This is a genomic window from Serinicoccus sp. CUA-874, from assembly GCF_001942225.1.
Taxonomy (GTDB): domain Bacteria; phylum Actinomycetota; class Actinomycetes; order Actinomycetales; family Dermatophilaceae; genus Ornithinicoccus; species Ornithinicoccus marinus.
In genome coordinates this window covers 161,416-187,884 of the sequence record NZ_MKJZ01000038.1, presented here as the reverse complement: position 1 = coordinate 187,884, position 26,469 = coordinate 161,416, and the positions used below count along the sequence as shown (strand labels likewise).

Below are 26,469 nucleotides of genomic sequence, written 5' to 3'. Positions count from 1 at the left end.
GGGTGCAGGTCGCGCTCGGTCAGCAGCCCGGCCTCGCCCGCGGCCCGCAGGCGTCGATGGTGCTGGTCGTGCGCAGACCGGCGTGCTCGTGCGCGTGCTGGAGCTGCAGCAGCTGGGCCACCCACTCCACGTCCGACAGCCCGCCCAGCCCCAGCTTGAGGTGGGTCCGTGGGTCGGCACCCCGGGGCAACCGCTCGGCCTCCATCCGGGCCTTGAGCTTGCGGATCTCGCGGACCGCGGCGTCCCCGATCCCCCCTTCGGGCCAGCGCAGCGGTCGCACCATCTCGGTGAAGGCCTCACCCAGTCCGCGGTCCCCCGCCACCGGTCGGGCACGCAGCAGCGCCTGCGACTCCCAGCCGGCCGACCATCGCTCGTAGTAGGTGCGGTATCCCTCGAGGCTGCGGACCAGCGGCCCGCCCTTGCCCTCGGGACGCAGGTCGGCATCCAGCTCGAGCACCGGGTCCGGTCCCGGGCCGGACAACCCCCGGCGCAGCTCGGCGATGACGTCACCGGCCTGCTGGGCCGCCAGCTCGGGGTCGTCGCCGACGACGTCGTAGACGTACATCACGTCGGCGTCGCTGGCATACCCCACCTCGCGACCGCCGAGCCGGCCCATGCCGACGAGCAGCATGACCATCGCGGCCTCCTCCTCGCGCCGTGCCAGCACCCGGCGCGTGGCGACGCCGAGCGCCCCCTCGAGGTAGGCGTCGGTGAGGTCGCTCAGCGCCTGGCGCACCTGCGGCCCCTCCCAGCCGGCAGCGAGGTCGCCGAGGACGATCCGGACCAGCTCGCGCGCCCGCACCTTCCGCACCGAGGCGAAGGCCTCCTCGGCGCTGGCCTGCCGCTGCGCCGCGGCGCTCATCCGGGCCACGAGGGCGTCCTTGTCCGGCGCCACCAGCTCGGTCTCGTCACCGAGGAGGGAGACCGTCTCGGGGCTGCGGATGAGCAGGTCGACGGCATACCGGCTGGAGGAGAGGACGCGCGCCAGACGCTGCGCGGCGCTGCCCTCGTCGCGCAGCATCCCGAGGTACCAGTGCGTCGTGCCAAGGGCGTCGCTGATGCGGCGGAAGGCGAGCAGTCCGGCGTCCGGGTCGGCGCCGTCGGCGAACCAGGAGAGCATGACCGGCAGGAGGTGCCGCTGGATGGTGGCCCTGCGGCTGACGCCCTCGGTGAGCGCCTCCAGGTGCCGCATCGCGCCGGCCGGGTCGCGGAACCCGAGCGCGGCCAGACGCTCCCGGGCGGCCTCGGTCGAAAGCCGCGCCTCATCGCTGGAGAGCCGGGCGACGGCCGAGAGCAGGGGCCGGTAGAACAGCCGCTCGTGCAGGCGGCGCACCTCCCGCCGCACCGCCTTCCACCGCTGCGTGACGGCACGGTCCGCCTCGCCCCGCTCCCCCAGCAGCCGGCCGAGGCGACGCAGCTCGGCCTCACCGGTCGGCATGAGGTGGGTGCGCTTCATCCGGTGCAGCTGCACCCGGTGCTCCAGGCAGCGCAGCAGCCGGTATGCCTCGTCCAGGCTGCGCGCGTCCGAACGGCCGACGTAGCCCCCGTCGCGCAGCGCCGCGAGCGCCTCCAGCGTGGTGCGCGAGCGCAGGCTCGGGTCCGCCCGGCCGTGCACGAGCTGGAGCAGCTGGACGCTGAACTCGATGTCGCGCAGCCCACCGGGGCCGAGCTTGATCTGCCGCTCCACCTCGTCGCGCTTGACGTGCTGCTCCACCCGGCGGCGCATCGACTGCACCTCGTCGACGAAGTTGTCCCGGCCCGCGGCGTCCCACACCATCGGCTCGACGATGTCCAGCCACCGCTGGCCCAGCTCGCCGTCCCCCGCCACCACCCTCGCCTTGAGCAGTGCCTGGAACTCCCAGGTCTTGGCCCAGCGCTGGTAGTACTCCCGGTGCGAGGACAGCGACCGGACCAGCGGCCCGTGCTTGCCCTCCGGCCGCAGCGCCGCGTCGACCTGCCACAGCGAGCCCTCGGCGGTGGACTCGCCGCAGATGCGCATCACCGCGCTGGCCAGGCGACCCCCGACCTCCAGCGCCTCGCGCTCCGGCGCGTCACCCCGCGGCGCCGCGAGGACGATGACGTCGACGTCGGAGAGGTAGTTGAGCTCGCGGCCGCCGGTCTTGCCCATCCCGATGATGCAGACGTCGCAGGTCTGCTCCCCGTCCACCTCCTCCCGGGCGAGCAGCAGCGCAGCCTCCAGGGCCGCCGAGGCCAGGTCGGCCAGCGCCCCACCCACGGCGGGCAGCAGCGCGACCGGGTCCGCCGAGACGAGGTCGGCGGTCGCGACGCGGAGCAGCTGGCGCCGGTAGGCCACCCGCAGCGCGTCGGCTCCCTCCCGGCCTGCGCGCCCACGGACGGCCGCCACGATCTGCCCGGCCTCGGGCAGCTCGCCCTCGGCCACGTCGCGCACGTGCTCGGGGTGCCGCAGCAGCGACTCCCCGAGGGCCTGGGAGCCACCGAGCAGGGTCAGCAGCCGCTGCCGCGGCTCCCCGCCGGCGCGGACGACCGGCAGGGTCGTCTCGTCGGTGCGGCTGCCGTCGGCCCCGGTCGAGCGGGGGTCCAGCAGCCGGACAAGCAGGAGCAGCGCGACGTCCGGCTCGGCGGTCGCGCCGAGATCGGCGACCAGCGAGGCCACGTCGACGTCCTCGACGTCGTCGGACCCGCCGTCGCGCAGCCGCCCCAGCACCTCCTCCAGCAGCCTGCCGGCCCGGCGCAGGTCCTGGAACCCGCCCCGCGCGAGCGCGGTGGCGCCCACCGCGCCCGGCTCCGCGGGGGCAGCCGCGTCTGTGCGGGGGCGAGGATCGCGCTCGGCGGAGGACACGGCATACCCCTCGCTCACAGGTGGAGCAGGTAGCGGTCCAGCTCGAACTGCGTGACCTGGGAGCGGTAGTCGCCCCACTCCTGCCACTTGTTGCGCAGGTAGAAGTCGAAGACCTGCTCGCCGAGGACGTCGGCGACCAGCTCGGACTCCTCCATCACCGCCACCGCCTCGCCGAGGCTCTGCGGGAGCGGGTCGATGCCCATGGCCCGCCGCTCGGCGTCGGTGAGCACCCACACGTCGTCCTCGGCCTCGGGCGGCAGGTCGTAGGCCTCCTGGATGCCGCGCAGCCCCGAGGCCAGGACGAGGGCGTAGGTGAGGTAGGGGTTGCAGGCCGCGTCGATGGAGCGCACCTCGACCCGGCGGGAGTGGCCCTTGCCGATGGAGTACATCGGCACCCGCGCCAGCGCGGAGCGGTTGTTGTGCCCCCAGCACACGTGGGCCGGGGCCTCCCCGCCGCCCCAGAGCCGCTTGTAGGAGTTGACCCACTGGTTGGTGACCGCGCAGATCTCCCGGCTGTGCGCGAGGACACCAGCCATGAACCGGCGGCCGGTCTGGGACAGCTCGTAGCTGGCTCCCGGCTCGTAGAAGGCGTTGCTGTCGCCCTCGAACAGCGAGACGTGGGTATGCATGCCCGAGCCCGGCTGCTGCGCCAGGGGCTTGGGCATGAAGGTGGCGAAGGCCTGCTCGTGCAGCGCCACCTCCCGGACCACGGTGCGGAAGGTCATGATGTTGTCCGCCATCGACAGCGCGTCGGCGTAGCGCAGGTCGATCTCCTGCTGCCCCGGGCCGCCCTCGTGGTGGCTGAACTCGACCGAGATGCCCATCTGCTCCAGCATCTCGATCGCGGCGCGCCGGAAGTCGTGGCCGTCGCCGCGGGCGACGTGGTCGAAGTAGCCGGCCTGGTCCACCGGCGCCGGCCCGAGGGTGCGGTCGTAGGGCTCCTTGAACAGGTAGAACTCGATCTCGGGATGGGTGTAGAAGGTGAACCCCTGCTGCCCGGCGCGGTCCAGGGTGCGGCGCAGGATGTTGCGCGAGTCGGTCGCCGCGGGGGTGCCGTCGGGCATGTTGATGTCGCAGAACATCCGGGCGGTGCGGTCCCGCCACGGCAGCACCTGGAAGGTGTCGGCGTCCGGCTGGACGATCATGTCCGCCTCGTAGACCCGGGTGAAGCCCTCGATGACGCTGCCGTCGATCCCGATGCCCTCGGTGAACGCCTGCTCGAGCTCGGCCGGGGCCACGGCGACCGACTTCAGGGTGCCCATGAGGTCGGTGAACCACAGCCGGACGAACCGGATGTCCCTCTCCTCGATGGTGCGGAGGACATACTCCTGCTGGCGGTTCATGGCCTCATCCTGCCGCATCGTCGAGGTCGGCCGCCGCCCGGGCGTAGTCCTCCCCCAGCCGCCCCAGATCGGCCCGGTGCTCGACGAACCGGCAGCCCGAGCCGGCGGGCTTGAGGGCGATGCCCTCCTCCCGCCAGTGCGGCAGGGCCCGGGCCAGGAGCTCGGCCGGGAGGTCCCCGGCGACGTTGGTCACCCGCCACCAGGTGACGTTGCCGCCCCAGTGCCGCATGACCGACCCGACCTGGCGCGGGCCGATGCCGACGAGCGCGGCGAGGTCGCCGTAGCAGACCACGCGCCCGCGCGGCACCTGCTCCACCGCGCGCAGGACCCGCTCGACCAGCACCTCATCCACCCCGGGCACGCTACGCCCCGCTCGGCTGCCGGGTGTCGGACGTCGGCATACCCTGGGCGGCATGAGCGATCTCACCGTCGGGTATGCCGCGATGCTGGAGCAGTTCCACCCCTCCGAGGCCGTGGCGCTCACCGCGGCGGCGGAGGAGCACGGCTTCTCCGGGTGCATGGCGGCGGACCACTTCGCCCCGTGGGTGCCGAGCCAGGGGCAGTCCGCCTTCGTGTGGAACGTCCTCACCGCGGTGGGCGAGCGCACGACCGGGGACCTGGGGCCGGGGGTCGTCTGCCCGAGCTTCCGCTGGCACCCGGCGGTGGTGGCGCAGGCGGCCGCGACGCTGGAGGCGATGTACCCCGGGCGCAGCTGGCTCGGGGTGGGCGCCGGCGAGGCGCTCAACGAGCACGTCCTGGGTGGCTACTGGCCCGAGGCCGGTGAGCGGTCCCGCAGGATGTTCGAGGCGGTCGAGCTGATCCGCCAGCTCTTCGACGCCTCGCTGGCCGACAAGGACACGAAGTTCGCCGGGGAGTTCTTCCGGATGGAGACCACCCGGCTGTGGACGATGCCGGAGGCGCGCCGCCGATCCTCGTGGCGACCGCGGGGCCGGTCAACGCGAAGAAGACCGGGAGGCACGCGGACGGCATCATCACCGTCGGCGCGCCGCGGGAGAAGATCGAGATGCTCCTGGGGCGCTTCGCCGACGGGGCACGGGAGGCCGGCAAGGACCCGGAGTCGATGCCCAAGGTGCTGCAGCTTCACCTGTCGTGGGCGGAGACCGACGACCAGGCGCTGGACAACGCGATGACGCAGTGGCCCAACGGCGGGATGAAGTTCGGCAAGGCCGACATCCGCTCCCCGCACGACTTCGCCGCGATGGCCCAGCTGGTGCGCCCCGAGGACTTCGAGGGACGGATGGTCATCTCCAGCGACCCGGACGTGCACCGCGCGCACATCCAGGGCCTGCTCGACCTCGGCTTCGACCGGGTCTACCTGCACAACGTCGGGCGCAACCAGCAGCAGTGGCTGGAGGTCTTCGGCGCCGAGGTGCGGCCGAAGCTGCACCGCTGAGGGCGAGCACGCCCGGGGCGCCTCAGCTCTGGTCGTTCAGCGGGTTGCTGTCCCAGTCGTCGTCCTCGCGGTCCTCCTCGTCCCACTTCTCGGTCTTCGCCGCCGCGATCTCGTAGGCCCGGGAGGCCTCCTGCTCGCTGTCGTAGGGACCCATGAGGTCGCCGCTGCGGGGGAGGTCCGGGTCGTCGCCGCGTTGCACCTGACCGGACTTGGTGTTGAACCAGTACTCCATCTGCTGACCTCCGAAGGCGATGCCGACTGCGTGCCGCCGGGGCTCCGGCGGCACCTAGACTCGACCCTATGCCCACCCTCACCCCGATCGCCCCCGGACAGGTCAGCCCGCGCCGCCCGGTGCCGGGCTCGATCGTCCGCCCGGAGTATGTCGACCGCCCCGCCCCCGCCCCCTTCCGCGGGTCCGAGGTCAAGGACGCCGAGACCATCGAGGCGATGCGCGTGGCCGGGCGGCTCGCGGCGCAGGCGCTCCAGGCCTGCGGCGAGCTGGTCCGGCCCGGGGTCACCACCGACGAGATCGACCGGGTCGGTCACGAGTTCCTGCTGGACCACGGCGCCTACCCCTCCACGCTGGGCTACCGGGGGTTCCCCAAGTCGCTGTGCACCTCGGTCAACGAGGTCATCTGCCACGGCATCCCGGACGACCGGGAGCTGCGCGAGGGCGACATCTGCAACATCGACATCACGGCATACCTCGGCGGGGTCCACGGCGACAACAACGCGACCTTCCTCGTGGGCGAGGTGGCCGAGGAGACCCGGCTGCTCGTGGAGCGGACCCGCGAGGCGCTCGCGCGGGCCATCAGGGCGGCGCGGCCGGGGCGCGAGATCAACGTCATCGGTCGCGTCATCGAGAGTTACGCCGGCCGCTTCGGGTATGGCGTGGTGCGGGACTACACCGGGCACGGGGTGGGCGAGGCGTTCCACTCCGGGTTGGTCATCCCGCACTACGACGCGGCGCCGGACTACGCGACGATCATCGAACCCGGGATGACCTTCACGATCGAGCCGATGCTCAACCTCGGCACCCCGGACTGGACCGAGTGGGCGGACGGGTGGACGGTGCTCACCGCGGACGGCCGACCTTCCGCGCAGTTCGAGCACACGCTGCTCATCACCGACGACGGCGCGGAGATCCTCACGCTGCCCTGAGCGGGTCCCGGTGTCGCGTGGGCTGACGTTGCGGCATACTCCCGGAAGGTCTGTGACGAGGGAGGACACCATGGCAAAGAAGCACGGTCTGGGCATCGACATCGGTGGCAGCGGCATCAAAGGGGCACCGGTCGACCTCAAGGAGGGCGAGTTCGCGACCGAACGGCAACGCATCCCGACGCCGGAGGAGTCGACGCCCGAGGCGGTGGCCGAGGTCGTCGCCGAGATCGTCGAGCACTTCGAGGACGAGATCGGCAAGAAGCAGCCGGTGGGCATCACGGTCCCGGCCGTCGTGCACCACGGCACGGTGCGGACCGCGGCCAACATCGACCAGTCCTGGATCGGCACCGATGCCGACGCGCTCTTCACCGAGCGGGTCGGGCGGCAGGTGCACGTCGTCAACGACGCGGACGCCGCGGGCGTCGCGGAGATGCACTACGGCGCGGGGCGGGGCAACGACGGCGTCGTCCTGCTGACCACGCTCGGCACCGGGATCGGCACCGCGCTGTTCATGAACGGCGAGCTGCTGCCCAACACCGAGCTCGGCCACCTGGAGCTGGACGGGCACGACGCGGAGACGCGCGCCGCGAGCAGCGCCCGGGAGAACGAGGACCTGTCGTGGGAGGACTGGGCCGACCGGCTGCAGCGCTACTACTCCCACGTGGAGGACCTGCTCTGGCCCGACCTCATCATCGTCGGCGGCGGCATCTCCAAGAAGGCGGACAAGTACCTTCCGCTGCTGCACACGCGCGCGCCCATCGTGCCGGCCCAGCTGAAGAACGACGCCGGCATCATCGGCGCCGCCTGGCAGGCGCAGCACCTGGGCTGAGGGCCGCGGGTTCGGTCCAGTCCAGCGCCTCCGTGCGTCCCCCCTCGTCTGGACGCCGGTGCGACAGCGTGGACCCATGCACCCCGAGCTCCAGGCCTTCCTCACCACGCACCACCACGTCGTCACCACCCGGGAGGCGGCGGCCCTCGGCTTCAACCGCGAGGTGCTGCGGCGCCTGGTGCAGCGCAAGCTCCTGACCCGCGTGGCGGGCGCTGCACCGCGAGCTGGTCACCGTCGACGAGCTCGACGCGGCGCTGGAGCGGCAGGTCCACGTGACGGGGATCGGTGGCGCGCGGGCGGCGATCCGACTCGCCGATGCCAGCAGCGAGTCACCCGGGGAGACCCTGCTCCGGCTGCTCCTCGCCGACCTCGGTCTCGTGGTCGTCCCGCAGTACCGCATCGTGGACGACGGGCGCGTCGTCCGCGCGCCTCGACGGCACTCGTGAGCCTGCTCGGGGAGGCTCTCAGCTGACGAGCGGGCTCGGAGACGGCATACCGGCGCACAGTCGGGCGCCCGCCCCCTCACCAGGAGGTATGCCGGGGGCGCCCCTCGTCGTAGCCCGCGGCACCCTGGATGCCGACCACCGCGGTGGTGTGGAACTCCCCGATCGTCCGCGCCCCGGCGTAGGTGAAGGCCGAACGGACCCCGGAGACGATCTGGTCGATGAGGTCCTCGACGCCCGGCCGGGCCGGGTCGACGAACATCCGCCCGGAGGAGATGCCCTCCTCGAAGAGCGCCGCGCGGGCGCGGTCGAAGGCCGACATCTCCCGGGTGCGGTGGCGGACCGCCCGGGCGGAGGCCATACCGAAGGACTCCTTGTAGTGCCGCCCGTCGGTATCCCGGATGAGGTCGCCCGGCGACTCCAGCGTGCCGGCGAACCACGAGCCGACCATGACCGAGGCGGCGCCGGCGGCCAGCGCGAGGGCCACGTCGCGGGGGTACTTCACGCCACCGTCCGCCCACACCTGCGCACCGAGCTCCCGCGCGGCGTCCGCGCACTCGAGGACGGCGGAGAACTGCGGGCGTCCCACGCCCGTCATCATCCGGGTGGTGCACATCGCCCCGGGGCCCACGCCCACCTTGACGATGTCGGCACCGGCCGCGACGAGGTCCTCGGTGCCGGCGCGGGAGACGACGTTGCCGGCGGCGACGGCCACCCGGACCCCGGTGCGCTCCTCGTGCGCGTCACGGGCCGCGACCACGAGCGGCAGCGCGTCGATCATCTTGTCCTGGTGCCCGTGGGCGGTGTCGACGACGAGGACGTCGGCACCGGCGGCCAGCAGGTCGGCGGCCTTCGCCCGCACGTCCCCGTTGATCCCCACGGCGGCGCCCACGCGCAGGCGTCCCTCGCCGTCCAGCGCAGGGGTGTAGATCCCCGAGCGGACGATGCCGGTCCGGGTGAGGACGCCGAGCAGCCGGCCGTCGACGACGACCGGCGCCATCCCCGCCCGGGTCTGCTCGAGCTGGTCGAAGGCGGTCCGAGGGTCGACCCCGTCCTCGAGGACCACCCGCGGTGGCTCCATGACGTCCCGGACCGAGGCGAAGCGATCCACCCCCTCGGTGTCGTCCTCGGTGACGATGCCGACCGGGGCACCGTCCTCGACGACGACCGCGGCGCGGTGGGCCCGCTTGGACATCACCGAGAGCATCTGCGCCACCGGCGCGGCGGGGTCGACGGTGATCGGGGTCTCGTAGAGCGGGTGGCTGGCCTTGACCTGCTCGATCGTCGCCCGCACCTGCGGCAGCGGGATGTCCTGCGGGAGGACGGCGATGCCACCGCGACGGGCGACGGTCTCGGCCATCCGGCGCCCGGCGACGGCCGTCATGTTGGCCACGACGAGCGGCAGCGTGGTCCCGGTGCCGTCGGCGGTGGTCAGGTCGACGTCGAGACGCGAGGTCACCGACGAGCGGGACGGCACCATGAAGACGTCGTTGTAGGTCAGGTCGTGCACCGGCTCGGTGCCGTTGAGGAACTCCACGGGCCCCAAGGGTAGGCCCTGGGTGCCTACAGTGAGGTATGCAGATCACGCACCTCGGACATGCCTGCCTGCTCGTCGAGGTCGCCGGGGAGCGCATCCTCGTCGACCCGGGCGCCTTCTCCGACTTCGACGGGCTGCGCGACCTCACCGCGGTGGTCGTCACCCACCAGCACGCCGACCACCTCGACCCCGAGCGGGCTGACGACCTGCTCGGCGCCAACCCCGGCGCCCGGGTGCTCATGGAGGCCGAGACCGCTGGGAAGGTCGTCGAGGCGGGGTATGCCGACCGGGTCGAGGTCCTCGGCGCGGGCCGGTCGGTCCAGCTCGGCGGGTCCGGGGTGATGCTCACCGGCGTGGGCGAGCGGCACGCCGACAACCACCCCTACGTGCCGCGCGTCGGCAACACCGGCGTCGTCATCCGCGCCGAGGGCGAGCCGGTGCTCTACCACCCGGGCGACGCCCTGGACGGAGAGCCGGGTCAGGTGGACCTGCTGTGCGTGCCGGTCAGCGCGCCCTGGGGCAAGGTCGCCGAGAGCATCGCCTTCGTGCGACGCCTCGCGCCGGCGCGAGGGATCGTCCCGATCCACGACGGGCTGCTCAACGATCGGGGCCGCGCGATGTACCTGAAGCACCTCGGTGACTTCGGCGCCGACGGTGGGGTCGATTTGCTGGACCTGCGTGGGGCCGGGGCGACGCGCTTCTGAGCAGGCCGTGCGGCCCGTCGGCGCACAGCTTGCGGCCAACGACACAGAGCGTGCGGCCGGTCGCGGGCGGTCAGCCGATGCCGGCGGCGCCGAAGGCCAGGCCGAGCAGGTAGGTGGCGACGGCGGCGGCATACCCGATGAGCAGCTGGCGCACCCCCCGGGCCAGGGGCGAGGCCCCGGAGAGGACGCCGACCACGGCGCCGGTGACGAGCAGCGCCAGCCCGACCAGGAGCATCGCGATCCCTGCAGCGACCAGCCCGGACGCGCCGAGCAGGTAGGGCAGCACCGGGATCAGGGCGCCGGAGGCGAAGAAGCCGAAGCTGGCCAGCGCCGCGCCCCAGGGGTTGAGGACGGCGTATTGGTCGTCGGCGTCCGTCGCCGCCGCCGGCACGGCGTCCTCCGGCGCGTGCCCGGCCCGGGCGACCTGCCCCAGCACGTCGGCGGCCCGGGCGCGGGCGTGGTCCCGGTCCATGCCCCGGGCGCGGTAGACGAGCTCGAGCTCATTGGTCTGCAGGTCCAGCTCCCCCAGCGCCCGGTGGGTCCCGGTGGCGGGCTGCGAGGCGGAGAGCAGCTCCCGCGCCGAGCGGACCGAGATGTACTCCCCCGCCCCCATCGACAGCGCCCCCGCCAGGAGCCCGGCCATGCCGGCCGCCAGGACGACCGCCCCTGACACGCCCGTGCCGGCCATGCCCATGATGAGCGCCAGGTTGGAGACCAGACCGTCGTTGGCACCGAAGACGGCGGCACGGAAGTTGCCGGACAGCTGCAGCCGACCTCGGGCGGCGAGGCCGCGCAGCACCTCCTCGTGGACCTGCTCGTCCGCGGCCATCGAGGTCGCCGCGTCCTGCTCCTGGGCATACTGGTTGTCCGACTTCGACCGCTGCAGCAGCGCGAGCACGAAGACCATGCCGAAGCGTCGTGCCAGCCAGGCCTGCACCCGGTGGCTGAGGTTGGCCCGCGGCGGGGGCTCCGCGTGGTCCCCCAGCAGCTCGATCCAGTGCCCGGCGTGCCGCTCCTCGGCCCGCGCGAGCGACAGCAGGATGTCGCGCTCCTCCCCCTGCCGGCGCGCGGCGACGTCGCGGAAGACCTGGATGTTGGCGCGTTCGTCGGCGAGGTGGCGGCGCCAGCGACGCAGGTCGGCGGGCGCGGGCTGGCGGGTCGTCACGCGCACCGAGTCTACGTCTGGTCGAGAGGACGCCAGGCCCTCCCGGCACCGGTATGATCCTCGCCGTGGATGAGTCGGCCAGGCGGCCGCGGCGGGCACCCTCGTGGTGACCCGTCGAGGAACGTCCGGGCTCCACAGGGCAAGGTGGTGGCTAACGGCCACCCGGGGCGACCCGCGGGACAGTGCCACAGAAAGCAGACCGCCCGCCCTCGTGGCGGGTCAGGGTGAAAGGGTGGTGTAAGAGACCACCAGCACGCCAGGTGACTGGCGTGGCTCGGTAAACCCCACCTGGAGCAAGGCCAGACAGTGCGCGTCCGAGGGCTGCCCGCCCGAGCGCACGGGTAGGCCGCTGGAGGCGTGCGGTGACGCACGTCCGAGATGGATGGTCGCCACCCTCGCAGTGCCGGCGACGGCGCGAGGGGACAGAACCCGGCGTACCGGCCGGCTCATCCACCCCGCAGCAGCGCGTCCAGGGCGCGGGCGACGCCGTCCTCGTCGTTGCTCGCGACCACCTCGTCGCAGACGGCGAGCACGTCGGTATGCGCGTTCGCCACGGCGTGCGCGCGTCCGGCCCACTCCAGCATCGGGATGTCGTTGGGCATGTCGCCGAAGGCCCAGACCTCGGTGGCGTCGACCGGCCGGCGCTGCTCGGCGCACCAGGTCGAGATGGCCAGGGCCTTGGTGACGCCGCTGGCGGTGACCTCGGCCATCCGCACCGCGCCGGAGTGGGCCACCTCCGCCCGGTCGCCGACGACCTGCGCCACCCGCGCGCTCAGCTCCTCGGTCTCCCAGCCGTCGTGGCGGACGAGGATCTTGCCGGCCGGCTCGGCCGCCAGCTCACCCAGGCTCCCCCGCAGCCACTCGCCGTCGATCCGTCCGCTGGCCCGCTCGAAGTCGGGCTCCCGCGCGAAGCCGCGCAGGGACTCGGTCGCGAGCTGCGCACCCGGCACACCCTCCTTGATGTCCTGGAGCAGCCGGCCGGTGAGGTCGGCACCGATCAGCCGGTGGCCGACCACCTCGCGGCGGGCGACGTCATAGGTGAAGGCGCCGTTGCCGCACAGGGCCAAGCCGGTGACGCCCAGGTCACCCAGCTCGTGCATCCACCGGGGCGGACGGGCCGTCACGAGCACGACCACCACTCCTGCCTCGGAGCACCGGTCGAGGACGTCACGGGTATAGGGCGAGACGGTGCCGTCGGAGCGCAGCAGCGTGCCATCGCAGTCGGTCGCGACGACCCGGGGGGCCTGCGGCACGCGGCTCACCCGTCGTCCCGGCCCACGATCCGCAGGTCCACCTCGCCGGCCAGGATCTCGGCCCGCTCGACCCGGACCGTCACCGCGCTGCCGAGCCGGGCGCTGCCGATGGCGACATCGCTGACCGGCGGGTCGAGCAGCTGCACCCGGACGCGGCCGCCGTCGACCCCGTCGACGACGACCGCCTCGAAGTCCTCGCCGACCCGGTCGCTCAGCACGGCCGCCTCGACAGCGGTCACGCACGCCCGGTCGACGGCCTTGGCGCGGCGACCGGTCTCCTCCATGACGTCGGGCAGGTCGGGCAACGCCGCGCGCGCCCAGGTCGGGACGTCGCGGCCCCCGCTCAGGGCCGCGCACACCGCGAGCCCGAAGCGGTCCACGAGCCGGCGCAGCGGCGCGGTCACGTGGGCGTAGGGGGCGGCGATGGCCGACTGCACCTGCTCGTCCTCCGGGGGCAGCTCGCCGTCGAAGGCGGTGTAGCCCGCGCCACGGAAGAGGAAGGTCGCGGCGTTGACGATGGCGAGGTGACGGGTGTCGCCCTTGTCGAGCGTGCGGAGGAACTCGCCGTACGGCATACCCTCCGGCCAACTGGCGCCGAGCGCCTCGACCTCCCGGCGGAAGCGGGCGACCGCGCCGTCGGTCGGCTCGGGCATGGTGCGCAGGATGCCCACGCCACCGTCGAGCATGATGCGGGCGGCGACCATGCCGGTGAGCAGCGAGATCTGGGCGTTCCAGTCCTCGGCGGGCAGCAGCGGGCGCAGCGTGAGGTCGTACTCGCACTGCTCGCCCACCCCGACCTCCTGCTCGGGCATCGGCAGGCTGGCTCCGCCCCGGTCGATCTCGCGGGCGATCCGCAGCTCACCGACCTCCTTGAGCAGCAGCAGCGTCTCCTCCGCCTCGCCGCCGTCGACCAGCCCCTGCACCTCGTCGTAGGTGTAGCGCCGACGCGAGCGCACCATCGCGCGGTAGAGCTCGGCGCTGCTGCGCTCCCCCTGCGCCGTGAGCCGCATGTCCCAGAGGTATGCCGGTCGCACGGCGTCCGGGAGCAGGCTCGCCGCCTCCTCGCTCAGGGCCGGCGGGTGCAGCGGCACCCGCGTGTCCGGGCAGTAGATCGTCTGCCCACGCAGCCGCGTCTCCGCGTCCAGCGCACCGCCCTCGGCGAGGAACGCGGGGACGTCGGCGATGGCATACCGCACCCGGTAGCCCTCCCCGTCCCGGGTGATGTGCATCGCCTGGTCCAGGTCCATGGAGCCTGGCGGGTCGATGGTGATGAGCTCCAGGGCGGTCTCGTCACGCTCCGGGAGCTCGGGCGCGGCGACGCCCTGCTCGACCTCGGCCAGCGCCGCGTCCGGGAAGGTCTGCCGCACCTCGAGGTCGGTGCGGATCTGCTCGAAGGCCTGCGTGAGCAGGCGCCCCGTGTCCGACGCGGACGGGTCGCAGGCGAGGGTGGTTGCGCGTTCGACCATGGCCGACACCCTACGTGTCGCCCCCGACACCTGACCTACCCTGGCGCGGTGCTGATCCTGCTCCCCCCGTCCGAGACCAAGGCGACCCGGACGCGGGGCGCGCCGCTGCGCTGGGAGCGGCTCAGCGCCGCTGGGCTCACCACAGCACGGCAGCAGGTGGCGGACGCGCTGCGCGACGTGAGCGCGGCTGCGGACGCCCCCGCGCGCTGGGTGTGAGCCCCAACCTCACCGACGAGATCGGGCGCAACACCCGGTTGCACGACGCCCCCACGCTGCCGGCCCGCGACCTCTACACGGGGGTGCTCTACGACGCGCTCGACCTCGGCTCGCTCGACGCCGCCTCCTCGCGTCGCGCCGGCTCCCGGCTCCGGGTCGTCTCCGCGCTCTACGGCTCGGTCCGCATGACCGACCGGCTCGCGCCCTACCGCCTGTCGATGGCCGTCAACCTCCCGGGCACCGGGCCGCTCGCGTCGTTCTGGCGCCCGCTGCTGGACCCGGTGCTGTCGGCCGAGGCGGGGCGCGGGCTCGTCGTGGACTGCCGCTCCAGCACGTATGCCGCCGCCTGGGCACCCTCCGGGCGCCTGGCCGAGCGCTGGGTCCAGGTGCGCGTGCCGGGCGCCACGCACATGGCCAAGCACACCCGCGGCCTCGTGGCGCGGGCGCTGTGCCAGACCTCCGCCGACCCGCGACGGCCGGCCGCGCTCCTCGACCTGCTGATGCCGGCCTTCGAGGTCGCGCTGCACGAGCCGTCGCGCACCGGCGCGCCGTGGACGCTGGACGTCCAGCCCGCCTGAGCAGCCGCGGCCCGCCCGCACCACCCGACCGAGCGCCGCGAATGGTTGCTCAGGGCCGGCGGGCGACGACGCTGAGCGCCACCGGCACCTGCGAGCGCCATGGCTCGGGCAGCACCCACGCGTCTCCCTCGACCGTCATCGACGGGTGCTGCGGCCACGGCAGGTCCTGGTGCTCGCCGACGGACACGACCTGCAGGCCGGCATCGACGAGCGCCATGAGGATCTCGGAGACGGAGTGGCTCCACTCGACGTTGCGCGGCTGGGTGATCGCGCTGGTGTCGCCGTCGGTGTAGGTCACCCCGTCGTCGTGGGTGAAGACCTCGCCCTCGGGGAGCGGGAAGTAGCCGTATGCGGGCGTCATGACGGCCGGGTCGGTGTCGAGCGAGGAGGCTCCTGAGTGACGAACCGGCTCCCAGACGCGGCTCGGCCCGGCCAGGGCAGACAGGTGCAGACCAGAGGTGGGCAGGCCGGGTCCGGGCAGGCCAGGCCGGTCGCGATGAGATCAGGTCAGGTCGTGCAGGTGGTGCGTGTCGTTGACGAAGGCCACCTGCATCCCGCCGTCCGGCCAGAGCTCGACCGCGCTGAGCGAGGCAGGGCCGGTCGCGATGCTCCAGCCGCGCTCGTGGTCGACGCCCAGGAGCCGGCAGAGGACGGACATGATCACCACCCGGTGCGTGGCGACGACGACGGTCCCGCCCCCGGCCACGGCACGGTCGAGCGCCCCGGCCACCCGCTGGTCCAGCTCGCGACGGGACTCCCCACCCGGCCGGGAGAAGTCACGGTCGCTGCGCAGCCGCGCGAGATCCTTGGGGGCCTGCGCCGCCAGGGCGGGCATGGCCCGACCGTCCCAGTCGCCGAAGCCCTGCTCGTCCCAGTCGCGGTCCACGTCCGGCTCCACGCCGAGCGCGCGGGCGACCAGGTCCCCCGTCTCGCGGGCCCGCGCCAGCGACGAGGTCACCACGCGGGGCGGGCCGTGCTCGGCGCGACCCAGGAGCGCCGCGACGGCACCGGCGGCCGCCTCGGCCTGACGCCGTCCCTGCGCGTTGAGGCCCGGGTCGGCTCCCCCGCGCCCGTCCATCCGGTGCTGCACCGTGAAGTCGGTCACCCCGTGCCGCACGAGGACCAGCCGGGTCGGCCCGTCCAGCACCGGGACGGTCTCGTCCGACAGATAGGTCTCGACCTCGGCAGCCGTCCCGCCGTCCCCCTCGCCCCCGCCGTCCGGTGGCCCGACGGGGACGCGCGCCGTCACAGGCCGGACTCCGCCGTCCGCACCAGGATCCGGCCGCACTCCTCGCAGCGGACGACCTCGTCCTCGGCAGCCGCCGCGATCCGTCCCAGGTCGACCGCGTTGAGCTCCAGCCGGCAGCCCCCGCACCGGCGCTGCTGCAGCGGCGCCGCGCCCGACCCGGTCTGCGCCCGCATCCGCTCGTAGAGCGCGACCAGCTCGTCGGACAGGTCGGCCACGATGGCCTCACGCCCCGCGGCGACCTGCTCCCGCTCGGCGGTGATGCCCGCCGCCTTCTCGTCACGCACCGCGCGCAGCTCCGCCAGGCGTGCCGCGTGCTCGTCACGGGCCGTGGTGGCGTTGCGCTCGGCCGCCTGGGCCTGCTCGACCCGCTCCATGACCTCGAGCTCCTCGTCCTCGAGCACGCCCTGACGGCGGGCGAGCGACTCCAGCTCGTGCTGCAGCCCCTGCAGGTCCTTCGCGCTCCCGGTGCCGGCGTCCAGGCGCTGCTGGTCCCGGGCGGCGCGGTCGCGCACCTGCTGCACGGCGGCCTCGGCCTTGGCGACCTCGCGCTCGAGGTCACCGACCTCGGTCCCCGTGCGCACGACGTCCGCCTCCAGCCCGGGCGCCTCGCCCTCCATCCGGGTGATGTCGACCTGCTCGGGCAGGCTGCGCATCCGGTGGTCCAGCTGCGCCAGGGTGGTGTCGAGCTCCTGCAGCTCCAGCAGGCGCGACTGCATCTGGGGGGAGGCCTTCACGTCAGTGCTCCTCGCTCGGGTCGATCGGGGGCGTCGGGTCGCCGGGGGCGATCATCGCACCCGACGACGAAGTCCCAGGGGTCGGTGCGCACGTGGACAGGTCGACCTGGACGTCGAGCCGGCTGCGCAGCAGCTCGCGCAGCCCCGGCAGCCAGAGCCACTCGCTGGCCCAGTGACCCGCGTCGACGAGGTAGGGCGTGCCCGCACCACCGGCGCGCTGCGCCGCGCGCGCCTCCTCCCGCGCCTCCAGCGCGGGGTGGTGCCGCAGGTCGGCGGTGACGTAGACGTCGGCCCGCGCCCGCCGGACCGCGGCGAACTCGCCGTCACCCGCCCCGCCGAGCAGCGCCACCCGCGAGACCTGACCGTCGGGGTCGCCGCTCACCCGCACGCCCCCGGCGCTGGCGGGCAGGGCCGCGGCCAGCCGCTCGGCGAAGGCGCGCAGGGTCACCGGTTCGGCCAGCTCGCCCACCCGTCCGAGCTCCTGGTCCTCGCTCACCGTCAGCGGCTCGGTGGCCGCGAGCCCGCAGGCGCTCGCGAGGGCCTGCCCGACCCCCGGGTCGGCCACGTCGGCGTTGGTGTGGGCGCAGTAGAGGGCGACGTCGTTCACGAGGAGCTCGGTGACGGTGGCCCCCTTGGCGTTCGTCGTCGCCACCGAGTGGATGCCGCGCAGCAGCAGCGGGTGGTGGGTGATCACCAGGTCGGCGCCCACCGCGACGGCCTCCGCGACGACGTCGAGCGTGGGGTCCACCGCGAGCAGCACGCGCCGCACCGGCTGCTCGGGGTCACCGGCGACGAGGCCGACCTGGTCCCAGGACTGCGCGGTGGCCGGGGGGTAGAGCTGCTCCAGGACGGACACGACGTCGGCGAGCCGCACGTCGGCTCCGGGTGCGGTGGCGTTCACGTGGGCCCGGCCGGGCTCGAACCGACGACCTACGCGGTGTAAACGCGGCGCTCTACCAACTGAGCTACAGGCCCCTCTCCCGAGGGAGTGTGCGTCATTCTTACAGGTCGCGCACGGCCCGGTGGAGCGCGCCGATCTCGCGCGCCTCGCCGGGCGGGTGCACGAGGTTCCAGCGCACCGTCATCGTCGGGTCGACGAGGAAGGTGCCGCGCACCGACATACCGGACTCCTCGTCGAAGACGCCGTAGGCCCGCGCCGCCTCGCCGTGCGGCCAGAAGTCGGACAGCAGCGGGAAGCGGTAGCCCTCGCGCGCCGCCCAGGCCCGCAGCGCGTGCACCGGGTCGCAGGAGATGCCGTAGACCTGCACCCGGTCGTTGACGAACTCGTCGACGTTGAGCTGGATCTCCAGCAGCTCGCCGGTGCAGATCGAGGAGAAGGCGAAGGGGTAGAAGACCAGCAGCGCGTGCCGGTCGCGCACGACCTCGGAGAGGGTCCGGGTGGCGCCCTCCTGGTCGACCAGGCTCAGCTCCGGGGCGCGCTCGCCGACCTGCGGGTATGCCGAACCCGTCACGCTCACGCTCACTTGCGGCCCACCAGCCGCTGGCCGATCCAGCCACCGAGGTTGACCGCACCCGAGGCGACCATCGAGCAGGTCGTGCAGGCGTCCTGGACGTCGGCGGCCGGCACCCGGTCCTCGCGCCCGCGCCCGGGGTGAGCAGGACGATCGAGCCGCCCTCCTCGAGCGTCGTCAGGGTGTCCATGAGCTCGTCGGCCAGGTCGCCCTCGCCGTCGCGCCACCACAGCAGCACGACGTCGACCACCCCGTCGTAGGACTCGCCCTCGACCGGGCTGCCCACCACCTGGGCCGCCGCGTCGCGGACCCCGGGCTCGGTGTCCTCGTCGTCGCCGTACTCCACGACGATCTGCTCCTCGCGCAGCCCCAGCTTGCGCATGAGTCCCACCAGGGGGTCGGCCCCCTGGTCCTCGCCGTCGGCCTGCTGCTCCGTCCTGGTCTGCTCGTCCATGGTGTGACAAGACAAGCACGCGGCCCGGCGTGAGGCAAAGGCAGCCCGCACCCGGGCGGCGGACGCCACGTCAGCGGTCGTGACAGACTGGAGCGGTCACCCCTTGAGGAAGGATCAACCCTGATGACGCAGGAGCGCTCCACTGGCCCTATCTTGAACGGCCTCCCGACCCAGGTCCCGGACTCGGACCCCGAGGAGACGCAGGAGTGGCTGGACTCGCTGGACGCGGCGATCGACAGCGGCGGCCGGCAGCGTGCTCGCTACCTCATGCTCCGGATGCTGGAGCGCGCGCGCGACTCGCAGGTGGGGATCCCCTCCCTCACGACCACGGACTACATCAACACCATCACCCCGGAGCAGGAGGCGACCTTCCCGGGCGATGAGGACATGGAGCGGCGCTACCGCGCCTGGATCCGCTGGAACGCCGCGGTCATGGTGCACCGCGCCCAGCACCCGGACATCTCCGTCGGCGGGCACATCTCCACGTATGCCTCGCAGGCCACCCTGACCGAGGTCGGCTTCAACCACTTCTGGCGCGGGCGCGACCACGAGGGCGGCGGTGACCAGATCTTCTTCCAGGGCCACGCCTCCCCCGGCATCTACGCCCGGGCCTTCATGGAGGGTCGGCTCACCGAGACCGACCTGGACGGCTTCCGGCAGGAGAAGAGCAAGGGCCTGCGCGACGACGTCCGGACCATCCCCTCCTACCCGCACCCGCGCTCGATGCCCGACTTCTGGCAGTTCCCGACGGTCTCGATGGGCATCGGGCCGATGAACGCGATCTACCAGGCGTCGTTCAACAAGTACCTCCACAACCGCGGCCTCAAGGACACCAGCCAGCAGCACGTCTGGGCCTTCCTCGGCGACGGCGAGATGGACGAGCCGGAGTCGCGCGGCCTGCTGCAGGTGGCCGCCAACGACGAGCTGGACAACCTCACCTTCGTGGTCAACTGCAACCTGCAGCGGCTGGACGGCCCGGTGCGCGGCAACGGCAAGATCGTGCAGGAGCTGGAGAGCTTCTTCCGCGGCGCCGGGTGGAACGTCATCAAGGTGCTGTGGGGCCGCGGCTGGGACGACCTCATCGAGAACGACACCTCCGGCGCCCTCGTCAACCTCATGAACACCACGCCGGACGGTGACTTCCAGACCTTCCGCGCCAACGACGGCGCCTGGATCCGAGACCACTTCTTCGGGCGCGACCCGCGCACCAAGGAGCTGGTCAAGGACTGGAGCGACGAGGACATCTGGTGGCGGCTCAAGCGCGGCGGCCACGACTACCACAAGGTCTTCGCCGCCTACCAGGCCGCGATGAACCACACCGGCCAGCCGACGGTCATCCTGGCGCACACCATCAAGGGCTACTCGCTGGGCACCCGCTTCGCCGGTCGCAACGCCACCCACCAGATGAAGAAGCTCAGCCTGGACGACCTCAAGGCCTTCCGCGACAGCCTCAAGATCCCGATCACCGACGAGCAGCTCGAGGCCGACCCCTACGCCCCGCCCTACTACCACCCGGGTCAGGACGACGAGGCGATCCAGTACCTCCAGGAGCGGCGCCGCGTCCTCGGCGGCTACCTGCCCAAGCGGGAGCCCGCCCGCACGGCGCTCCCGCTGCCGGCGGAGAAGGTCTACGACGTGGCCAAGAAGGGGTCGGGCAAGCAGGAGGTCGCCACGACCATGGCCCTGGTCCGCATCTTCAAGGAGTGGATGCGCGACAAGGAGTTCGGCAAGCACATCGTGCCGATCATCCCCGACGAGGCCCGCACCTTCGGGATGGACAGCTTCTTCCCGACGGCCAAGATCTACAACGTCCACGGGCAGAACTACACCTCGGTCGACGCCGACCTCATGCTCGCCTACAAGGAGTCCGAGCAGGGCCAGATCCTGCACGTCGGGATCAACGAGGCCGGGTCGGTGGCCGCCTTCAGCGCGGCCGGCACGTCCTACGACACCCACCAGGTGCCGATGGTGCCGTTCTACATCTTCTATTCGATGTTCGGCTTCCAGCGCACCGGCGACGGCATCTGGGCCGCGGCCGACCAGCTCGCCAAGGGCTTCATGATCGGCGCGACCGCGGGCCGGACGACGCTCACCGGAGAGGGGCTGCAGCACGCCGACGGCCACTCCCCGCTGCTCGCCTCGACCAACCCGGCGGTGGTCTCCTACGACCCGGCCTACGCCTACGAGCTGGCGCACATCCTCCCCGACGCGCTGGAGCGGATGTACGGCGAGAACCCCGAGGAGCTCATCTACTACCTCACCGTCTACAACGAGCCGATGCAGCAGCCGGCCCAGCCCGAGGACGTCGACGCCGAGGGCATCGTCGCCGGGATGCACCGGATCGCCGCGGACGAGCCGCAGGAGGGCAAGCACGTGCGGCTGCTCGCCTCGGGCGTCGGGGTGCCGTGGGCGCTGGAGGCAGCCGAGCTGCTCCGCGAGGACTGGGGCGTGACCTCCGACGTGTGGTCGGTCACCTCGTGGTCGCAGCTGCGGCGCGAGGCGATGTCCTGCGACGAGGACGCCTTCCTGGACCCCGACGCCGAGCGCCGGGTCCCCTACGTCACCCGTCGCCTGTCCGAGGGCACCGGGCCGGTCATCGCGACGAGCGACTACATGCGGGCGGTGCAGGACCAGATCGCCCCGTGGGTGCCGGAGGACTACTACTCCCTCGGTGCCGACGGCTTCGGCTTCGCCGACACCCGGGCCGCGGCCCGCCGGTTCTTCCACATCGACGGCCCGTCGATGGCGGTCAAGGCGCTGCAGATGCTCGCCGACCGCGGCGAGATCGACCCGCAGGTCGCCAAGGACGCGGCGGAGAAGTACCGCCTGCTCGACGTGACGGCCGGCACGTCCGGCAACGTCGGCGGCGACGCCTGAGGCTGCGCTCAGCCCCCGAGGCCCTGGGGTCGCGCACCGCCTGCACCACGAGGTCGGGATGGTCGGTGAAGATGCCGTCCACCCCGGCCGCCAGGTGCGCCCGCACCTCCGCGGCCAGGTCGCCGTGCTGGCGGTCCGGCCCCGGTGAGCCGTCCGGTCCGGTGCTGCGCAGCGGCGTCGGCAGGAAGCGGTTCTCCGCGCGGAAGGTCCACGCGTGGACGACCAGCCCAGCCGTATGCGCGTCCGCGACGAGCGAGGTCGGCTCCCCCAGCGCGCCCTCCGGCGTCCGGGGCAGCACCATCGTCCTGCTCGGGCCCACGCCGGTGAGGACGCCCTCGAGACCGCGCAACCCCTCCGGCGACAGCAGCTCCGCATACGTGCGCCGCTCGCCGGCCGCCACGAGGTCGGCCGGCACGTCGTCGAAGGCGGTGGCCAGGAGCACCTGCCGCAGCGGTGACCCCAGCCGCTCCCGCAGGGTGCGCAGGCTCCCCGGCTCGAAGCACTGCACCCACACCGCCTCACGGCCCTCCTCCCCCAGCAGACCGCCGGCCTCCAGGTCGGCCAGCATCCGCTCCTCCAGCGGCAGGCCGGCCGCCGCGAGGTGGGTGGGGTGCTTGAGCTCGACGTAGAGCCCGATCCGCCGGCCGAGCTCGTCGCTCAGCCGCGCGCGCAGCTCGATGATCTCGGCGAAGGTCGGCACCGGCCACTCACCGTCGTGCTCGGTGCCGCGCAGCGCGGGCAGTCGCTCGCGGGCACGGACCGTGCGCAGCTCCTCCAGGGTGAGGTCCTCGGTGAAGACCCCGTCGACCTCCTTGCCGTCGACCACCGCCCGGCGTCGGCGGGCGGCGAGCTCGGGGTGGTCGGCGACGTCGGTGGTGCCCCAGATGTCGTTCTCGTGCCGGGCCACCAGCACGCCGTCCCGGGTCGGCACGAGGTCCAGCTCCAGGTGGTCGGCACCCTGCCGGGCCGCGAGCTCGTAGGCCGCGAGGGTGTGCTCGGGGAGGTAGCCGCTGGCGCCGCGGTGACCGAGGACGAGGGGTGCGGTGGTCGGCATACCCCGATCCTGTCCCATCGGGCGAGCACGCGGCGCTAGGCTCGCGCGGTGCCCCCGTCCACACGAGAGAGCCTGCCCCGCCGCGCGGGCGAGCTCGCCACCCGTGCCACCGGGCGGATGGAGGCCGAGCACCAGTGGTTCCGCGAGCTCGGCGCCGCGGACCGGTCCTGGGTCGGGCTCGTCGCCCAGGCGGGGATCTCGGCGCTGCTGGACTGGTATGCCGACGGCGCCCGCACCGACCCGCCGGGGCAGGTCTTCGCCGCCGCGCCGCCCAGCCTGGCGGGCACGATCACCCTGGCGCAGACGCTCGACCTCGCGCGCACCGCCATCGCGACCGTGGAGGACGCGGTGCCCGAGCTGGTGACGGCGCAGGAGGCGCCGGCGCTGCGCGAGGCGGTGCTGCGCTACGCGCGGGACATCGCCTTCGCCGCCGCCGAGCTGTATGCCCGCTCCGCCGACCACCGCGGCGGCTGGGACACCCGGCTGGAGACCCTGGTGGTGCACGCGGTGGTGCGTGGCGAGGCCAACGACGCGATGGCCTCGCGGGCCGCCGAGCTGGGGTGGGAGGCCGTGAGCGACGTGGCGGTCGTCGCGGGGGTCCTGCCCGCCGGCGACCCCACGCCCGTCGTCGCGGAGCTGCGGGCGGCGGCCGGGGCGCTCGGCCTGCGGTGCCTGGCGGCCGGTCACGACCGGCGCCTGGTCTGCGTCCTCGGGGGGACGACCGACCCCGCGGCCGACGCGCTGCGGCTCGTGGACTCCTTCGGCGAGGGCCCGGTCGTGGTCGGGCCCCGCGTGCCGCACCTCTTCGCCGCCGGGCGCAGCGCCCGGGCCGCGCTCTCCGGGGTCGACGCCGCACCGGCGTGGACCGGCGCGCCCCGGCCGGTGGCGGCGGACGAGCTGCTCCCGGAGCGGGCGCTGCTCGGCGAGGGGCCGGCGCGACGCGTCCTCGTGGACCGGGTCTACGTCCCGCTCCGAGACCACCCCTCGGCGCTGCTCGACACGGTCCAGGCCTACCTCGACCAGGGGATGGTGCTGGAGGCCACCGCCCGGCTGCTCTTCCTGCACCCCAACACGGTGCGCTACCGGCTGCGCCGGGTCGGCGAGGTCGTCGGGCTCGACCCGCACACCGCGCGCGACGCCTGGGTCCTGCAGGTCGCCCTGGCCCTCGGCCGCATGGGCAGCGGCCCGCGCCTGTGGCGCGGCGGCCGCTGACCCACCCCCGTCGAGAGCCGACCCGACACCCCGTGTGTCGGTCGGTGGGGATTTGGAGGATGTGCACAACGAAGGACCCCGATCATCGTGCGTATTGGTGTCGCCCGATGGAGGGTCTCACCGGCAGAGTAGGGGCGTGCTCGTCATCGTCGCGCCCGGACAGGGCTCTCAGACCCCCGGCTTCCTCGCCCCCTGGCTCGAGGAGCCCTCCGTGCGGGGGCGGGTCGACGCGCTGGCCGCCGCGGCCTCGCTCGACCTCGTCACCCACGGCACCACCTCGGACGCGGAGACCATCAAGGACACCGCGGTCGCCCAGCCGCTCATCGTCAGCGCCGGCCTGGCCACGCTGCCGCTCGTGCTGGAGGGCGAGGACCTCCCCCGGCACGTCTCGGCCACCGCCGGCCACTCCGTCGGGGAGATCACCGCCGCGGCGATCGCGGGGGTCCTCACCCCCGACGACGCCGTCGGCTTCGTCCGCGAGCGCGGGCTGGGGATGGCCGAGGCGGCCGCCCTCACCCCCACCGGCATGGCGGCCGTGGTCGGCGGCGACCCCGACGAGGTCGCCGAGGTCCTGGAGCGCCACGGCCTGACCCCCGCCAACATGAACGGCGCCGGCCAGGTGGTCGCCGCCGGGACGACCGACCAGCTCGCCGCCCTGGAGCAGGACGCCCCGCACCGTGCCCGGGTGATCCCGCTGCCGGTCGCCGGCGCCTTCCACACCCACCACATGCAGCCCGCCGCCGACCGCCTCACCCGGCACGCGGAGACGCTGCGCCCGCAGGACCCGCGCATCCCGCTGCTGTCCAACGCCGACGGCCGGGTCGTCGCCGACGGCACCGAGGTGCTGCGCCGCCTCGTCGCCCAGGTCGCCGGGCCGGTCCGCTGGGACCTCACCATGGAGGCCTTCCTCGACATGGGGGTCACCGGGCTGATCGAGCTGCCGCCGGCGGGCACGCTGGTCGGTCTCGCCAAGCGGGGTATGCGCGGGGTCGAGACCCTGGCGCTCAGGACCCCCGACGACCTCGAGGCCGCGGCCCGCATGGTCCGCGAGCACGGCGCCGCCTGAGCACCACGACCGCCCGCCCCACCACGCCTACCCAGGAGGATCCGACCGTGAGCACCCCCACCCTGTCGGCCCCGACCACGCTGCGCCACGCCCGCATCCTCGGCCTGGGCGGCTACCGCCCCGAGCGGGTGGTCACCAACGAGGAGATCCTGCAGTTCATCGAGTCCAGCGACGAGTGGATCCGGCAGCGCTCGGGCATCGTCACCCGGCGCTTCGCGCGGGACGACGAGAGTGTCGTCGACATGGCCGAGGCCGCCTCGCGTCAGGCGCTGGACCGGGCCGGGCTCGAGCCGGGCCAGGTGGACGCGGTGCTCATGGCGACCGTCACCCACCCGCTGCAGACGCCCGCGGCCGCCCCGATCCTGGCGCACCGGCTGGGCATCGAGGACCCGGCGGCGATGGACCTCTCCGCCGCCTGCGCGGGCTACTGCTACGCCATCAGCCTGGCCAACGACATGGTCCGGGCGGGGACCGCCGACACCGTCCTGGTCGTCGGGGTCGAGAAGCTCTCCGACTTCACCGACAAGCACGACCGCGGGTCGGCCTTCATCTTCGGCGACGGCGCGGGCGCGGCGGTCGTGGGCGTCTCGGACCGCCCCGGCATCGGGCCCACGGTCTGGGGCAGCCTCGGCGACCGCGCCGACGCGATCACCCAGCGCGAGTCGTGGACCGACCTGCGGCCCGAGATGGAGGCGGAGGGCCGCGAGGCCGGGATCGCCTGGCCGGCCTTCGTCATGCAGGGGCAGACCGTCTTCCGCTGGGCCGTCTTCTCGATGGCCCCGGTGGCGCAGCAGGCGGTCGAGGCCGCGGGCATCACGCCGGCGGACCTCGCCGCCTTCGTCCCGCACCAGGCCAACATGCGGATCACGGACGCGATGGTCAAGGCGCTCGACCTGCCGCCGCACGTCCCGGTCGCCCGGGACATCGCCGAGACCGGCAACACCTCGGCCGCGTCCATCCCGCTGGCGATGAGCCGCATGCTCGACGAGGGCGAGGCGCCGCACGGCGGCCTGGCGCTGCAGATCGGCTTCGGCGCCGGGCTGGTCTACGCCGCCCAGGTCGTGGAGATGCCCTGAGCGCGGCACACTGACTCCCGTGGCCCGGCGGGTGAGCAACGATCCGGGTCGGCAATGGTCCCAACGCTAGGAGGAAGCACATGGCACGCAGCGAGCAGGAGATCCTCGAGGGTCTGGCCGAGATCGTCAACGAGGAGACCGGGCTGGAGGCCGAGGAGGTCCAGATGGACAAGTCCTTCACCGAGGACCTCGACATCGACTCCCTCTCGATGATGACGATCGTCGTCAACGCCGAGGACAAGTTCGGCGTCCGCATCCCCGACGACGAGGTCAAGAACCTCACGCACGTCAAGGACGCGGTGTCCTACATCGCCAACAACCAGGGCTGACCGGACCGACCCGCCC

The 26,469-nt window shown here is 73.4% G+C and carries 24 protein-coding genes, 1 tRNA gene, 1 other RNA gene and 3 pseudogenes; 13 read left to right on the top strand and 16 right to left on the bottom strand.

All coding sequences use genetic code 11. The features are described 5' to 3' along the window. Window positions 1-19: 19 nt before the first annotated feature. The 3 genes from BJF80_RS16675 to BJF80_RS16665 are packed head-to-tail and all read right to left on the bottom strand — an operon-like array spanning window position 20 to window position 4,516. On the bottom strand, window positions 20-2,839 hold the full coding sequence (locus BJF80_RS16675) for a bifunctional [glutamine synthetase] adenylyltransferase/[glutamine synthetase]-adenylyl-L-tyrosine phosphorylase (protein ID WP_321166435.1): 2,820 nt from the start codon (window positions 2,837-2,839) through the stop codon (window positions 20-22). Further along, window positions 2,836-4,164, bottom strand: coding sequence for a glutamine synthetase family protein (locus tag BJF80_RS16670; protein WP_075815333.1), 1,329 nt, complete (start codon window positions 4,162-4,164; stop codon window positions 2,836-2,838). Before BJF80_RS16670 ends, BJF80_RS16675 begins: the two co-directional genes overlap by 4 nt. 4 nt (window positions 4,165-4,168) lie before the next feature. Beyond that, entirely contained in the window at window positions 4,169-4,516 is a 348-nt protein-coding gene (locus BJF80_RS16665) for an MGMT family protein (RefSeq protein WP_075815331.1), read from the bottom strand. A gap of 61 nt (window positions 4,517-4,577) precedes the next feature. Here BJF80_RS16665 and BJF80_RS16660 point away from each other — a divergent pair. Continuing rightward, a pseudogene (locus BJF80_RS16660) lies at window positions 4,578-5,578 on the top strand (TIGR03557 family F420-dependent LLM class oxidoreductase). A 22-nt stretch (window positions 5,579-5,600) separates the two neighbouring features. Here BJF80_RS16660 and BJF80_RS16655 read toward each other — a convergent pair. Further along, window positions 5,601-5,864 carry a hypothetical protein gene (locus BJF80_RS16655; RefSeq protein WP_237767675.1) on the bottom strand — a complete coding sequence of 88 codons (264 nt, stop codon included), beginning with the start codon at window positions 5,862-5,864 and terminating at the stop codon, window positions 5,601-5,603. Window positions 5,865-5,878: 14 nt separating this feature from the next. Here BJF80_RS16655 and map point away from each other — a divergent pair, with 14 nt between their 5' ends. The 3 genes from map to BJF80_RS18975 all read left to right on the top strand — a co-directional run bounded on the left by map (window position 5,879) and on the right by BJF80_RS18975 (window position 8,014). Beyond that, window positions 5,879-6,739 carry a type I methionyl aminopeptidase gene (map, locus tag BJF80_RS16650; protein ID WP_075815329.1) on the top strand — a complete coding sequence of 287 codons (861 nt, stop codon included), beginning with the start codon at window positions 5,879-5,881 and terminating at the stop codon, window positions 6,737-6,739. A gap of 70 nt (window positions 6,740-6,809) precedes the next feature. Then, window positions 6,810-7,568 carry a polyphosphate--glucose phosphotransferase gene (gene ppgK / locus BJF80_RS16645; RefSeq protein WP_022925557.1) on the top strand — a complete coding sequence of 253 codons (759 nt, stop codon included), beginning with the start codon at window positions 6,810-6,812 and terminating at the stop codon, window positions 7,566-7,568. Window positions 7,569-7,840: 272 nt separating this feature from the next. Continuing rightward, window positions 7,841-8,014 (top strand): hypothetical protein, encoded by a 174-nt coding sequence (locus BJF80_RS18975; protein WP_158068556.1) that lies wholly within the window; start codon window positions 7,841-7,843, stop codon window positions 8,012-8,014. Window positions 8,015-8,090: 76 nt separating this feature from the next. Here BJF80_RS18975 and BJF80_RS16640 read toward each other — a convergent pair whose 3' ends face one another. After that, window positions 8,091-9,548, bottom strand: coding sequence for a GuaB1 family IMP dehydrogenase-related protein (locus tag BJF80_RS16640; protein ID WP_075815327.1), 1,458 nt, complete (start codon window positions 9,546-9,548; stop codon window positions 8,091-8,093). Window positions 9,549-9,586: 38 nt separating this feature from the next. Between BJF80_RS16640 and BJF80_RS16635 the strand changes: the two genes are divergently transcribed. Then, window positions 9,587-10,252, top strand: coding sequence for an MBL fold metallo-hydrolase (locus BJF80_RS16635; RefSeq protein ID WP_075815325.1), 666 nt, complete (start codon window positions 9,587-9,589; stop codon window positions 10,250-10,252). A gap of 70 nt (window positions 10,253-10,322) precedes the next feature. Here the strand turns inward: BJF80_RS16635 and BJF80_RS16630 are convergent, their stop codons facing one another. After that, window positions 10,323-11,417, bottom strand: coding sequence for a VIT1/CCC1 transporter family protein (locus BJF80_RS16630; RefSeq protein ID WP_083673768.1), 1,095 nt, complete (start codon window positions 11,415-11,417; stop codon window positions 10,323-10,325). A 70-nt stretch (window positions 11,418-11,487) separates the two neighbouring features. Here BJF80_RS16630 and rnpB point away from each other — a divergent pair. Beyond that, an RNA gene (gene rnpB, locus BJF80_RS16625) (RNase P RNA component class A) lies at window positions 11,488-11,870 on the top strand. On the opposite strand, the gene BJF80_RS16620 is transcribed toward rnpB, so the two are convergent. Both BJF80_RS16620 and BJF80_RS16615 read right to left on the bottom strand, forming a co-directional pair. Next, window positions 11,864-12,670, bottom strand: coding sequence for an HAD family hydrolase (locus BJF80_RS16620; RefSeq protein ID WP_075815395.1), 807 nt, complete (start codon window positions 12,668-12,670; stop codon window positions 11,864-11,866). The genes rnpB and BJF80_RS16620 overlap by 7 nt on opposite strands. Window positions 12,671-12,675: 5 nt before the next feature. After that, a complete protein-coding gene (locus BJF80_RS16615; protein WP_075815321.1) occupies window positions 12,676-14,136 on the bottom strand; it encodes an RNB domain-containing ribonuclease in 1,461 nt (486 codons plus the stop codon). Window positions 14,137-14,184: 48 nt separating this feature from the next. On the opposite strand from BJF80_RS16615, the gene BJF80_RS21330 reads away from it, so the two are divergent. After that, the gene (locus BJF80_RS21330) at window positions 14,185-14,352 is read left to right on the top strand and encodes a hypothetical protein (protein WP_321166434.1); all 168 of its coding nucleotides are present in this window, start codon (window positions 14,185-14,187) and stop codon (window positions 14,350-14,352) included. Next, complete coding sequence (locus BJF80_RS16610) at window positions 14,349-14,930, top strand: YaaA family protein (RefSeq protein ID WP_321166433.1); 582 nt, start codon at window positions 14,349-14,351, stop codon at window positions 14,928-14,930. The genes BJF80_RS21330 and BJF80_RS16610 overlap by 4 nt, the downstream gene beginning before the upstream one ends. Before the next feature lie 49 nt (window positions 14,931-14,979). Here the strand turns inward: BJF80_RS16610 and BJF80_RS16605 are convergent, their stop codons facing one another. From BJF80_RS16605 to BJF80_RS20575, 7 genes and pseudogenes are all read right to left on the bottom strand, one after another. Further along, entirely contained in the window at window positions 14,980-15,291 is a 312-nt protein-coding gene (locus tag BJF80_RS16605; protein ID WP_022925564.1) for a hypothetical protein, read from the bottom strand. A gap of 141 nt (window positions 15,292-15,432) precedes the next feature. Continuing rightward, on the bottom strand, window positions 15,433-16,179 hold the full coding sequence (locus BJF80_RS16600) for a histidine phosphatase family protein (RefSeq protein ID WP_075815319.1): 747 nt from the start codon (window positions 16,177-16,179) through the stop codon (window positions 15,433-15,435). Further along, window positions 16,176-16,913, bottom strand: a complete 738-nt coding sequence (locus tag BJF80_RS16595) for a zinc ribbon domain-containing protein (RefSeq protein WP_075815317.1) — start codon at window positions 16,911-16,913, stop codon at window positions 16,176-16,178. Before BJF80_RS16595 ends, BJF80_RS16600 begins: the two co-directional genes overlap by 4 nt. 1 nt (window position 16,914) lies before the next feature. Beyond that, complete coding sequence (locus BJF80_RS16590) at window positions 16,915-17,814, bottom strand: Nif3-like dinuclear metal center hexameric protein (RefSeq protein WP_075815315.1); 900 nt, start codon at window positions 17,812-17,814, stop codon at window positions 16,915-16,917. 1 nt (window position 17,815) lies between these two features. Then, a tRNA-Val gene (locus tag BJF80_RS16585) sits at window positions 17,816-17,888 on the bottom strand. Window positions 17,889-17,914: 26 nt separating this feature from the next. After that, complete coding sequence (locus tag BJF80_RS16580; RefSeq protein ID WP_237767674.1) at window positions 17,915-18,391, bottom strand: peroxiredoxin; 477 nt, start codon at window positions 18,389-18,391, stop codon at window positions 17,915-17,917. 166 nt (window positions 18,392-18,557) lie between these two features. Then, window positions 18,558-18,767 (bottom strand): annotated as a pseudogene (locus tag BJF80_RS20575) (DUF3052 family protein); the annotation flags it as partial. 195 nt (window positions 18,768-18,962) lie between these two features. On the opposite strand from BJF80_RS20575, the gene aceE reads away from it, so the two are divergent. Next, complete coding sequence (aceE, locus tag BJF80_RS16570; protein WP_075815313.1) at window positions 18,963-21,716, top strand: pyruvate dehydrogenase (acetyl-transferring), homodimeric type; 2,754 nt, start codon at window positions 18,963-18,965, stop codon at window positions 21,714-21,716. A 61-nt stretch (window positions 21,717-21,777) separates the two neighbouring features. On the opposite strand, the pseudogene BJF80_RS16565 reads toward aceE, so the two are convergent. Further along, a pseudogene (locus tag BJF80_RS16565) lies at window positions 21,778-22,770 on the bottom strand (glycerophosphodiester phosphodiesterase family protein); the annotation flags it as partial. A gap of 48 nt (window positions 22,771-22,818) precedes the next feature. On the opposite strand from BJF80_RS16565, the gene BJF80_RS16560 reads away from it, so the two are divergent. The 4 genes from BJF80_RS16560 (at window position 22,819) to BJF80_RS16545 (ending at window position 26,453) form a co-directional block, all read left to right on the top strand. Beyond that, window positions 22,819-23,982 carry a PucR family transcriptional regulator gene (locus tag BJF80_RS16560; RefSeq protein ID WP_075815311.1) on the top strand — a complete coding sequence of 388 codons (1,164 nt, stop codon included), beginning with the start codon at window positions 22,819-22,821 and terminating at the stop codon, window positions 23,980-23,982. Window positions 23,983-24,118: 136 nt separating this feature from the next. Beyond that, window positions 24,119-25,048: an ACP S-malonyltransferase gene (locus tag BJF80_RS16555; RefSeq protein ID WP_075815309.1), complete on the top strand. Its 930-nt coding sequence runs from the start codon at window positions 24,119-24,121 to the stop codon at window positions 25,046-25,048. A 47-nt stretch (window positions 25,049-25,095) separates the two neighbouring features. Beyond that, window positions 25,096-26,124 (top strand): beta-ketoacyl-ACP synthase III, encoded by a 1,029-nt coding sequence (locus BJF80_RS16550; RefSeq protein ID WP_022925578.1) that lies wholly within the window; start codon window positions 25,096-25,098, stop codon window positions 26,122-26,124. An 80-nt stretch (window positions 26,125-26,204) separates the two neighbouring features. After that, the gene (locus BJF80_RS16545; RefSeq protein ID WP_022925579.1) at window positions 26,205-26,453 is read left to right on the top strand and encodes an acyl carrier protein; all 249 of its coding nucleotides are present in this window, start codon (window positions 26,205-26,207) and stop codon (window positions 26,451-26,453) included. Window positions 26,454-26,469: the final 16 nt, after the last annotated feature.

Coding starts and splice junctions, on each gene's coding strand:
- BJF80_RS16605 (WP_022925564.1), bottom strand. CDS start 15,291: ATGACGCCCGCATACGGCTACTTCCCGCTCCCCGAGGGCGAGGTCTTC.
- BJF80_RS16615 (WP_075815321.1), bottom strand. CDS start 14,136: ATGGTCGAACGCGCAACCACCCTCGCCTGCGACCCGTCCGCGTCGGAC.
- BJF80_RS16545 (WP_022925579.1), top strand. CDS start 26,205: ATGGCACGCAGCGAGCAGGAGATCCTCGAGGGTCTGGCCGAGATCGTC.
- ppgK (WP_022925557.1), top strand. CDS start 6,810: ATGGCAAAGAAGCACGGTCTGGGCATCGACATCGGTGGCAGCGGCATC.
- BJF80_RS16635 (WP_075815325.1), top strand. CDS start 9,587: ATGCAGATCACGCACCTCGGACATGCCTGCCTGCTCGTCGAGGTCGCC.
- map (WP_075815329.1), top strand. CDS start 5,879: ATGCCCACCCTCACCCCGATCGCCCCCGGACAGGTCAGCCCGCGCCGC.
- aceE (WP_075815313.1), top strand. CDS start 18,963: ATGACGCAGGAGCGCTCCACTGGCCCTATCTTGAACGGCCTCCCGACC.
- BJF80_RS16670 (WP_075815333.1), bottom strand. CDS start 4,164: ATGAACCGCCAGCAGGAGTATGTCCTCCGCACCATCGAGGAGAGGGAC.